Origin of the sequence: Gluconacetobacter tumulisoli, assembly GCF_014174155.1 — a bacterium.
Taxonomy (GTDB): domain Bacteria; phylum Pseudomonadota; class Alphaproteobacteria; order Acetobacterales; family Acetobacteraceae; genus Gluconacetobacter; species Gluconacetobacter tumulisoli.
Genome location: NZ_JABEQM010000004.1, coordinates 310,580 through 320,982, shown reverse-complemented (window position 1 = coordinate 320,982; position 10,403 = coordinate 310,580). Strand labels below are relative to the sequence as shown.

The following is a 10,403-nucleotide window of genomic DNA, read 5'->3' as shown; positions in this document are numbered from 1 at the left end:
ATCGCCTTCGACAGGTCGCCCAGATAGGGCGACCCCGTGGAGAACGCCAGGCTGTAGCCCGCCACCATCCACACCACGGTGATGATGCAGCAGATGGCGAAGGACTGCATGACCGTCGCCAGCACGTTCTTCTTGCGCACCATGCCGGCATAGAACAGCGCCAGGCCCGGAATAGTCATCATCAGCACCAGCGCCGTGCTGGTCAGCATCCAGGCCGTGTCACCGGTATCGATGGCGGGCGGCGCCGGGTCGGCCGCCAGTGCCGGGGCCGCCGCCATCAGCAGCGGGGCCGCGGCCAGCCCGGGCAGCAGGCGCGACAGTCGGCGGCCGGGGGCCGGAGGAAGGGGGATGATCACAGCGCGTCTTCTCCGGTTTCACGCGTACGAATGCGGATGACGCTGTCGAGGCTGGAGACGAAGATCTTGCCGTCGCCGATCTTGCCCGTATGCGCCGATTGCAGGATCACGTCGACGACCTGGTCGACGATGTCGTCGGACACCGCGACCTCGATCTTCACCTTCGGCAGGAAGCTGACATGGTATTCCGCGCCGCGATAGATTTCGGTCTGGCCCTTCTGGCGGCCGAAACCCTTCACTTCCGATACCGTGAGGCCCTGAATGCCCAGCGGCGTCAGCGATTCCCGAACGTCGTCGAGCTTGAAGGGCTTGATGATGGCTGTGACAAGCTTCATCGCGCCATGCCTCCTTGTTCCATGGTGATCCGTTTCCAGATCCGAATGATGATCCAAACTTCTATAACGGCAATACAAAATCCGTGCCATCCATGACCGAACTTGACGCAGGGGCGCGACTGGTGTGCCTTGCAGCCATCGAAAGCGGCGGCATCTGCCTGATTTATGGGCGGTAGCTCCGGAACGGATCACGGCTCCGACGGATGGCGATATCCGGACGGCCCATCACAGGACCACAGGCATGACCGAAGGCATGACGCCGTTTCCGGCGACCGGAGTCGACGCGGGGGGAAACGGCGGCGGGACGATCGGGGATGTCGATGTGTGCATCGTGGGCGCGGGTCCGGTCGGCGCCGCCCTGGCCTGCCGGTTGGCCGTGGGCGGGCTGCGCGTCGCCATCGTTGATCGCGCCGCCCTGCCGCCGATGGAGGAACCCGGATTCGACGGCCGCGCCTATGCCATCGCGGCGGGGTCGCGCAACCTGCTGGACGCCGCGGGCGTGTGGGGGCGGCTGCCGCTGCCGTCCTGCCCGATCGAGGAAATCCGTGTTTCCGACGGCCGGCCGGGCGAGGCCCCGTCCCCCCTGTTCCTGGAATTCGGGCGTGGGGACGCGGATCAGCCGTTCGGCTGGATGATCGAGGCCAGGGCCCTGCGGGTGGCCCTGAACGCGACGCTGCATGCGTCGGATAACATCGTCGTCCTGGCCCCGGACGAAGCCACGATCACCCGGACCGAACAGGGGGTGCGCGTGCGGACCCGTTCGGGGCAGGCGTTCGGCGCGCGCCTGGCGGTCGCGGCCGAAGGGCGGCGCAGCCCCCTGCGCGACCAGGCGCGGATCGGAATTACCCGGCTGCCGTATCATCAATGCGGGATCGTCTGCGCGGTCTCCCATGAACGGCCGCACGGCAATCGCGCGCTGGAACATTTCCTGCCGGCCGGTCCGTTCGCCCAGCTTCCGATGGCCGGGACAGCCGATTATCCGGACCTGTCGGCCATCGTCTGGTCGGAAAGCGAGGAGGTCGCGCGCCGCATGGTCGCCCTGCCGCCCGACGCCTTCGCCCACGAAATCCAGCGCCGCATGGGGGACTGGCTGGGACGGGTGACGCCGGTCGGGCAACGCTGGATCTATCCGTTGTCGGCGCAGTACGCGCAGCGTTACGTCGACACCCGTCTGGCGCTGGTGGGCGATGCCGCCCACGGCATCCATCCGATCGCGGGCCAGGGGCTGAACCTGGGCTTTCGTGACGTCATCGCATTGTCGGACCTGCTGATCGCGGCGCGGTCGCGGGGCGAGGATCCGGGTGCGCATGCCCTGCTGCGTCGCTATCAGGCGCGCTGCCGCCCGGCCAACATGCTGATGCTGGCGGCGACGGACGTGCTGGAACGCCTGTTCGGCAACGATAATCCCATCCTGCGCCGGGCGCGTGACCTGGGCCTGGCAGGCGTGCATCGCCTTCCGGCCCTGCGTCGCGCCTTCGTCCGCCAGGCGATGGGGCTTTAGTCCCACCCCCTGGTGTTGCCTGCCCCTCTGGTCAAGAGGGGGACGGGTTCCCATATCGCCTGTTCCGTTCAACCGTCAGGTCCGTCATGTCCGATACGTCCACGATCTCCTTTCCGGACTCCCGCCTGAGGCGTCCCGTCGCGGATCCCACGCTGTCGGCCGTCGACCAGCGGCGTCTGTGGGATGAACTCGCACAGGGATGCGAGGGATGCGGCGATCCGCTGGTGCGCGGCTTGCTGGCGACCGGCATCCGCAACCATGCGACCTTCGCCAATGCGCTGGCGGCGCTGATCGGGCGGAAGCTGGGCGACCGGTCGGTGGCCGACGACGCCCTGTCCGAACTGGTGACCGAAGTCTTCGTGGCCGACCCCGAGATCGTGGCCGCCGCCGCCGCCGACCTGGTCGCGATCCGCGAGCGCGATCCTGCCACCGCGAACTACGCGACGCCGTTCCTGTTCTTCAAGGGCTATCACGCGGTGCAGAGCCATCGCGTGGCGCATTGGCTGTGGCAGAGCGGCCGCCGTCATCTGGCGCTGCATCTGCAAAGCCGGGCGTCCGAACTGTTCGCCGTCGACATCCACCCGGCAGCGCGCCTGGGGCGGCGGATCCTGCTCGACCACGGCACCGGGATCGTGATCGGTGAAACATCGGTGCTGGAGGACGACGTCTCGCTGCTGCAGGGGGTGACGCTGGGGGGCACCGGCAAGAATGTCGGCGATCGCCACCCCAAGGTCCGGCGCGGCGTCCTGATCGGCGCGGGCGCCAAGATCCTGGGGAATATCGAGCTGGGCGAGGGGGCGAAGGTCGGCGCGGGCTCGATCGTCCTGGAATCCGTGCCCCCCTTCACCACTGTCGTCGGCAATCCGGCCCGGCCGGTGGGCACCCGCCATTCCTCGCTGCCGGCCTTCACCATGGACCAGATGCTGCCCCCGATCGACTACATGATCTGAAGCCGAATCCGGCTATCAGGCGTTTCCGGTCTGGACATCCTCGGCACTGGACCAAACAGTGCGGTGGAGGCGTCCTGAAACGGCTGAAAAGGAAAACACGGCATGAAAGCTGGGGATCGTATCGCGTGGGTGATGTCACTGGCGGTATGCGGGGGGATATATTCCGGCGCGGCCATGGCCGCGGCACCGGTTCTTCTGGATCATGCGACGCTGATCGACGGGACGGGGTCCGCGCCGCAGCCTGACAGCGCGATCCTGATCCAGGACGGGCATATCGCGGCCGTGGGGCATAGCGGCACTGTCGCGGTGCCCCAGGGTACGAAGACGGTCGATCTGACCGGCCTGACGGTCCTGCCCGGCCTGATTTCGGACCACAGCCATACCGGCCTGGTCAAGGGCACGAAGGCGGATGCGTCGAATTATACGCGCGACAACATCCTGGCGGCCCTGAAACAGTACGAACGGTACGGCGTGCTGACGGTCACGTCGCTGGGCCTGAACGATTCGCCGCTGTTCGACCAGTTGCGGCAGGAACAGCATGCCGGCCGGAATCCGGGCGCCGACCTGTTCGGTGTCGACCAGGGCATCGGGGTTCCCGACGGCGTGCCGCCGCAGAGCATGTTCCACCTGGGGCCCGACCAGATCTATCGCCCCACCAACGAGGCCGAAGCCCGTGCCGCCGTCGATCGCATGGCCGACGAGGGCACCGACCTGGTGAAGGTCTGGGTGGACACGTTCCGCAACGGCGTACCCGGCGCAAAGGGTTTCCCGAAGATGGATCCCGCGATCTACCGCGCCGTGATCGCCGAGGCCCATGCGCGCGGCAAGCGGGTCGCCGCCCATATCCATGATCTGTCGGATGCCAAGGCGCTGGTCGAGGCCGGGGCCGATATCATTGCCCATGGCGTGCGCGACCAGCCGGTCGACACCGATTTCATCATGCTGATGGAACAGAAGGGCGCATGGTATATCGCGACCCTGAGCCTGGACGAGGCGAACTACATCTTCGCGCAGCATCCCGAATGGCTGGACGACCCGTTCCTGTCAGCAGCCCTCAACCCGGAATTGCGCGCGCAGTTCGCCGATCCGGCCTGGCGGGCGAAGGTGCTTGCGGCGCCGCTGACCCCTGCGGCGAAGACCGCGCTGGCAATCAACGAACATAATCTGCTGACCTTGTACCGGGCCGGGGTCCGGATCGGGTTCGGAACCGATTCGGGTGCTTCGGCCACGCGTATTCCCGGTTTCGCCGAACATCGGGAACTGAAGCTGATGGTCGAGGCCGGGCTGACGCCGATGCAGGCGCTGACGGTGGCGACCAGCAACGCGGCCGCCCTGATGCGATTGTCCGATCGTGGCGTGATCCTGCCCGGCCGCCTGGCCGACCTGCTTGTCGTCTCCGGCGATCCGGCGAACGACATCACGGCCGTCGACAGGATCGAGCAGGTCTGGCATCGCGGGGTGCAAACCGACGGACCGCTGGTTGCACGATAGGATCGGCCTGTCGCCGCTCGGTCGCGGACCAGGAGCAACATGCCGCATATCCTCGTGATCGGTGGAGGCCCTGCCGGACTGGCCGCGGCCGGCGAACTGGCCGGCGCGGGCTGCGCCGTCACGATGCTGGAACGCATGCCGACCGTCGGGCGCAAGATCCTGATGGCCGGGCGGGGCGGCCTGAACCTGACCCATTCCGAACCGCTCGACCGCTTCCTCACCCGCTATGGCGCGGCGCGGTCGTGGCTGGAGCCCGCCCTGCGCGCCTTCGCGCCGGACGATCTGCGCCGGTGGGCCGAGGATCTGGGGCAGCCCTGCTTCATCGGTAGCAGCGGCCGCGTCTTCCCCCGGGCGATGAAGGCGTCGCCGCTGCTGCGGCCATGGGTGGCGCGCCTGACCGGCCTGGGGGTGGATATCCGCACCCGGCATGACTGGACCGGCTGGGACGCGGCCGGCCGCGTCACCTTCACCGGGCCGGACGGTGAGGGCGCCGTGGCGGCCGATGCCGTGCTGCTGGCCGTGGGTGGGGCAAGCTGGCCGCGGCTGGGATCGGACGGACAGTGGACGCGCCTCCTGGCCGAACGCGGCGTCGTTGCCACCCCCTTCCGGGCGGCCAATTGCGGGTTCGCCACGACCTGGAGCGAGACGACGCGGACACGCTTCGCCGGCGAACCGCTGCGGGGGATCGCCGTGGCGCTGGAGGACTCGCCCGGTCCGCCCGTGCGGGGCGAGGCCGTGGTAACGGCCGCCGGGCTGGAAGGCGGGGCGATCTATGCCCTGTCCGCCGCCCTGCGGGACAGGATCGCCCTTCAGGGGCAGGCACGGATCCTGCTGGATCTGCGCCCCGACATGTCGCATGACGCGGTCCAGGCCCGCCTGGACCGCGTCCGGGGGCGGGAGAGCCTGTCGAACACGCTGCGCAAGGCCCTGCGCCTGTCACCGGTGGCGGTGGCGATCCTGCGCGAAGGTGCGGACATGGTGCCCCCGCGCGATGCGGCGGGACTGGCCCGGTTGGTCAAGGCCGTGCCGGTGACGCTGCGCGCGCCCGATTCGCTGGATCGCGCGATTTCGGTGGCGGGCGGTGTCAGGCAGGCGGATGTCGATGCCCGCTACATGCTGCGGGCCGCGCCGGGCGTCTTCGTGGCGGGCGAGATGCTGGATTGGGAAGCCCCCACCGGGGGTTACCTGCTTCAGGCCTGCTTCGCCACCGGCCGCGCGGCGGCGGCCGGCGTACTGGACTGGTTGCAGGAAGGGGCCAAGGAACGGTATCCGTCCACCCCATGACGGTTGCGATCACGATTGGGGAAGTGCGGGGCGGCGGCCCCGCCGTGATGGATCTGGCGGAATTGCTGTCCACGCGCCTGCTGGTGCAGGGCAATTCCGGATCGGGCAAGTCGCATCTGCTGCGCCGCCTGCTGGAGCAGTCGGCCACCCTGGTCCAGCAGGCCATCATCGACCCCGAGGGCGATTTCGTCAGCCTGGCCGAGAAATATGGTCATCTGGTGATCGACGGCGCGGTGCATACCGAGGCCGAATTGCAGGCAGCGGGCGAGCGGATGCGCGTGCATCGCGCGTCCGTCGTGCTGAACCTGGAAGGCGCGGATGCCGAGGTGCAGATGCGCCGCGCGGCGGCTTTCCTGGGTGGCATGTTCGAGGTAGCGCGCGCCCACTGGTATCCGGTCTTGGTGGTGGTGGACGAAGCCCAGCTTTTCGCCCCCGTCGCCGCCGGCGAGGTGTCGGACGAGGCACGGCGTGCGTCGCTGGGCGCGATGACCAATCTGATGTGCCGGGGACGCAAGCGCGGCCTGGCCGGGGTCATCGCCACGCAGCGCCTGGCCAAGCTGGCCAAGAACGTGGCCGCCGAGGCGTCGAATTTTCTGATGGGGCGCACGTTCCTCGATATCGACATGGCCCGCGCGGCCGACCTGCTGGGCATGGAGCGCCGACAGGCCGAGAGCTTCCGCGACCTGCAACGCGGGTTCTTCGTGGCGCTGGGTCCCGCGATATGCCGGCGCCCGGTGGCGGTGCGGATTGGCGCGGTGGAGACCGAAAGCCGTTCGGCCGGCCCGACCCTGATGCCGTTCGAACCGGCGCCGCCGCCCGAGGAAATGCGCGAACTGATCCTGACCCCGGTGCCGGAACGCGAGCTGATCGCCCGACCGGCCCGGACGCCCGCACCGCCCCCGCCGGACATCCTGGCGCAGCTTGCCGCCCATGCCGCCTCGGCGGCGGAGGTGGAAGCCGAGGAACCGCCGCCGCAGACCCAGGCCGATCGGGCGGAGCAGCGCCGGCGCTTTGCCGCCATCCTGACCGACATTCTGCGCGACGAGGATGCCGGCTTCCGACCAGTGCATGTGTTGTACCAGGATTTCCTGGTCCGCTGCCGGATCGAGGGCATGGGGCGGCAGGCGATGGACATGCCGCAGTTCCGTCGGGCGCTGGCGACCGCGCGCGCCGGAATCGATGCCGAAACCGCCGAGGGCGAGGCCTGGCAGCAGGCCGAGCGGATCGCGACCCCATTGCCCGACGACATGCGCGGGATCTTCCTGCTGATCGCCCGCGCGGCGATGGAAGGCGCGCCCTGTCCCTCCGACGCCACCATCGCGCGCGCCTACGGTACCCATTCCCTCGGCCGGGCGCGGCGGCAACTGACGTATCTGGAAGAGCAGAACGTCATCGTCCTGCGGACCGACGGTCTGGGGCGGCGCAGCGCCGCCGTCATCGGCCTGGGCTGGGAAACGGCCCCGGCGGATCCGAATGGTGCGGGCCAGAACTTATCGTAACATCACGCGTGGGACGCGCGTACTTTGCAAAGCCGTCATTCATCCCAACCGATGATCGTGAGGTCAGGCCATGACGCCTTCCATTTTGCGAGCTTTTTTTCGTATATTTCACGCGTGATCTGTTTCCTGTTGGGGCGTGCGACCGAACCGAACAGATCGGACATTCCATAAGGCGCACAGACGTCCAGGCCGGTGTCGTGAGGACGCAGACCAATCGCCGTCGCGGTGGTCGGGAACGTCGCAATGGCCTTGGCGATCGAGGTGTAGGGAGGGATGGAGTATCCGAATTTTTCCTTATACCAGCAGTGGACTCTGGCCTGGTTCTTTACGTCTATCCAGACCGGCACATCGCGGAATGCCGCGCGGATTCGAACCGAATGTGCGGTTTCGGCATCCTCGGAAAGATTATCGGCGTCGAAATAAATAATATCGATGTCATTGATGCCGTGAGCGGACGGGTAGCGGAATTTATGATTCCAGACCGTCTGAGCCACCGCTCCGGCGGCAAGCCAGACGTCAGGGAGAGAAAGCTGGTCCCACCTTGCGAGAAACGGGGAAAGAAGGGGACTTTCGGCGATGACAGCCCGTAGTTTCGTTTCCTGTGCCTCTTTCATGGGGGCGCTTCCTGTGCAACGGCCATGTCGATACGATGGTCAGGCGGAAGCCGGATGGACAGGCGCTTGCGCCCACTTTCGGATGGGCGGCGTATAGCCGTCAAACAGGTCGAAGAGTTCCAGAGGGTCCGATGTCACGACCAGCATGCTGGCATATTCGGGCTTCATGAATCCTTCCTGGATGGTCTTCGCGATCATCGTTAACAGAGGGTCGAAATACCCCTCGACATTGAGAAATCCGCAAGGCTTGTCGTGGATGCCAAGCTGCGCCCACGTCCACTGTTCAAATATCTCTTCCAGGGTTCCCGCTCCGCCCGGAAGCGTCACGAACCCGGACGCCAGTTCGGACATGCGCTGCTTGCGAACATGCATGTCGGGAACCACTTCCAGATGGGTCAGTCCCCGATGCGCGATTTCACGCTCGACAAGGGCCTTCGGCATAACGCCGATGACCTCTCCTCCGGCCTGGAGCGCACCGTCCGCGACGGCACCCATAAGGCCCACATGTCCGCCGCCATATACGATCGCGACGCCGCGCTGTGCGGCGAGACGTCCGAACGCATAGGCGGCATGCCTGTAGGCTGGTTCACGCCCTTCGGACGAGCCACAGAAAACGGCGAGCTTCAAGGCGACCTCCCGGCATCGGTTTGACCGATGGATTATTTCACATGACGGCGGGTAAAGGGAGCGGATGACATGAATCGTCACGTCCTGCGAATCACTGTTGCCGTCACGCGTTGATGGGCCCTGAAGCCAAGCGACTCGTACAGGGCGATCGCGCCGGCGTTGTCTGCATAAGAATGCAGAAAAGGCCGCTCTCCTCGTGCAAGAATACGTTTCGCGATCACACGCATGAGGAAGCCTGCATAACCACGTCCACGATAATCGGGATGGGTGCATACCCCGCTTATTTCGGTGAAATGTCCCGGCTTCATGCGCTCTCCGGCCATGGCGACAAGGCGGCCGTTGTCGTGAATCCCCACGAACCCGCCAAGACGCCAGGTGCCGGCCAGGAAAGGACCGGGGACGGTAAGCGTCGCAAGCGCCAGCATGTCCGCGGCATCGGCTTCTTCGAGATCGCGGAATGAAAAATGCTGGTCCCGTTCAGAGACGTGCGAGGCAACCATTTGCAGGCATTCGGCGCTACGGACGATCGTGGTGCCCCTTGGTGCGGCGATCGTCTCTTTTTCGATGAGCCAGATTTCGTCGGTTTCAGATAACCGCGCCAGCATGCCCAGACTTCGTGCCGTGTTCCCGCGGGCCGCTCCGAACGGTCCGATCGCCGGATCGAGGCGCCGCGCGCCGCGGGTGCCGATCGACAAAGGCGCCTGACGCCCCGAGAGTGCATTCCAGACGGGACGGTCCAGCATTTCCAGCCCGTTCACCGACGCATCTGCAACGGCACGCGGCATTGCCGTGGCGGCCAGCAGCCGTCTTGCCAGGGAAAGTGCCTCGGTCAGGTCATGCTGTTCGGCCGGAGTGAGACGCGACAGCGCCGCCGCGATGACGTCATGCTGACGATGATCGATGACCGCAAAGGCCGTGCGACCGGCAGGGGTAAGGCGGATCGGCCGGGAACGGTTGTCCGCGGCTGAACGATCGCGCGAAATCCATTCGCGTTGCTCAAAGCGGCCGACCATGCGGCTCAGATAGCCGCGATCCAGGCCAAGCTCGTCTTGCAATATATTGGCTTGAACCGGTTCGCGCTGGGCGATTTCCAGCAGAAGCCGAGCGTCCGGCAGGTTCATGTCGCTGCCCAGGAAGCGCGCGTCCAACGCTCCGACATATCGGGTGTAGAATCGGTTGAACGCGCGAATGGCTTCTATCGTCTGGTCCATAGGAACGACGCTGCTCCACATAGTTGCTTAAGTCAACTATATGGAGCCGGGCCTCGTCGGGGGAATGCGACGTTTGAAGATCAATCGGAATGGCATACCGCTTCGACGCGATTGCCCGCCGGATCGAACAGAAACGCCGCATGGTAATTTTCGTGGTAACGGGGGCGAAGACCCGGCGCCCCGTCCGACCGCCCGCCGGTGGACAGGCCGGCAACGAAGAATGCGTCGACCTGCTCGCGTCAGAGCGCCTTGAAGCACCAATGCCGCTTGTTTTCCTCGATACAGGATGAGTCGAGATAGACAATGAGACATGTCGATTGCGTGTCGCTTGCCGAGCAGCGCTCGCCATAGTCAAGGGCATCCCGTCGATCATAGATTTTTCGAGCACCGAGCGCGGTCATGATCGCATCATAGAACGGACGGGCGACGTCGAGATCGGGCACGCCGATCGAGACATGATCGAGAAGCTGCATCGACGATCTCCCAAACGAATCTGACCGGCTGTGTCACGATCGATCCCGGCGGTTCTATCGGT

Annotated in this window: 10 protein-coding genes and 1 pseudogene; 5 read left to right on the top strand and 6 right to left on the bottom strand. The window is 66.1% G+C overall.

Annotated elements, in window-relative coordinates; genetic code table 11:
* Both HLH28_RS07470 and glnK read right to left on the bottom strand, forming a co-directional pair.
* Positions 1-278: pseudogene (locus HLH28_RS07470) on the bottom strand (ammonium transporter); the annotation flags it as partial.
* 74 nt (positions 279-352) lie between these two features.
* A complete protein-coding gene (glnK, locus tag HLH28_RS07465) occupies positions 353-691 on the bottom strand; it encodes a P-II family nitrogen regulator (RefSeq protein ID WP_012226274.1) in 339 nt (112 codons plus the stop codon).
* Between the two features lie 253 nt (positions 692-944).
* On the opposite strand from glnK, the gene HLH28_RS07460 reads away from it, so the two are divergent.
* From HLH28_RS07460 to HLH28_RS07440, 5 genes are all read left to right on the top strand, one after another.
* Positions 945-2,192, top strand: coding sequence for a UbiH/UbiF/VisC/COQ6 family ubiquinone biosynthesis hydroxylase (locus HLH28_RS07460; RefSeq protein WP_246395785.1), 1,248 nt, complete (start codon positions 945-947; stop codon positions 2,190-2,192).
* Between the two features lie 86 nt (positions 2,193-2,278).
* Complete coding sequence (gene cysE / locus HLH28_RS07455; protein ID WP_182956846.1) at positions 2,279-3,142, top strand: serine O-acetyltransferase; 864 nt, start codon at positions 2,279-2,281, stop codon at positions 3,140-3,142.
* A 132-nt stretch (positions 3,143-3,274) separates the two neighbouring features.
* Positions 3,275-4,633, top strand: coding sequence for an amidohydrolase family protein (locus HLH28_RS07450; RefSeq protein ID WP_246395783.1), 1,359 nt, complete (start codon positions 3,275-3,277; stop codon positions 4,631-4,633).
* A 39-nt stretch (positions 4,634-4,672) separates the two neighbouring features.
* On the top strand, positions 4,673-5,917 hold the full coding sequence (locus tag HLH28_RS07445) for a TIGR03862 family flavoprotein (RefSeq protein ID WP_182956840.1): 1,245 nt from the start codon (positions 4,673-4,675) through the stop codon (positions 5,915-5,917).
* The gene (locus HLH28_RS07440; protein ID WP_182956836.1) at positions 5,914-7,416 is read left to right on the top strand and encodes an ATP-binding protein; all 1,503 of its coding nucleotides are present in this window, start codon (positions 5,914-5,916) and stop codon (positions 7,414-7,416) included. Before HLH28_RS07445 ends, HLH28_RS07440 begins: the two co-directional genes overlap by 4 nt.
* 35 nt (positions 7,417-7,451) lie before the next feature.
* Here HLH28_RS07440 and HLH28_RS07435 read toward each other — a convergent pair whose 3' ends face one another.
* The 4 genes from HLH28_RS07435 to HLH28_RS17895 form a co-directional block, all read right to left on the bottom strand.
* Positions 7,452-8,030, bottom strand: coding sequence for a nucleotidyltransferase family protein (locus HLH28_RS07435; RefSeq protein WP_182956833.1), 579 nt, complete (start codon positions 8,028-8,030; stop codon positions 7,452-7,454).
* Between the two features lie 39 nt (positions 8,031-8,069).
* On the bottom strand, positions 8,070-8,657 hold the full coding sequence (locus tag HLH28_RS07430; protein ID WP_182956830.1) for an LOG family protein: 588 nt from the start codon (positions 8,655-8,657) through the stop codon (positions 8,070-8,072).
* Between the two features lie 77 nt (positions 8,658-8,734).
* Complete coding sequence (locus HLH28_RS17900; protein WP_220789969.1) at positions 8,735-9,868, bottom strand: GNAT family N-acetyltransferase; 1,134 nt, start codon at positions 9,866-9,868, stop codon at positions 8,735-8,737.
* A gap of 239 nt (positions 9,869-10,107) precedes the next feature.
* The gene (locus tag HLH28_RS17895; protein ID WP_220789968.1) at positions 10,108-10,341 is read right to left on the bottom strand and encodes a VOC family protein; all 234 of its coding nucleotides are present in this window, start codon (positions 10,339-10,341) and stop codon (positions 10,108-10,110) included.
* Positions 10,342-10,403: the final 62 nt, after the last annotated feature.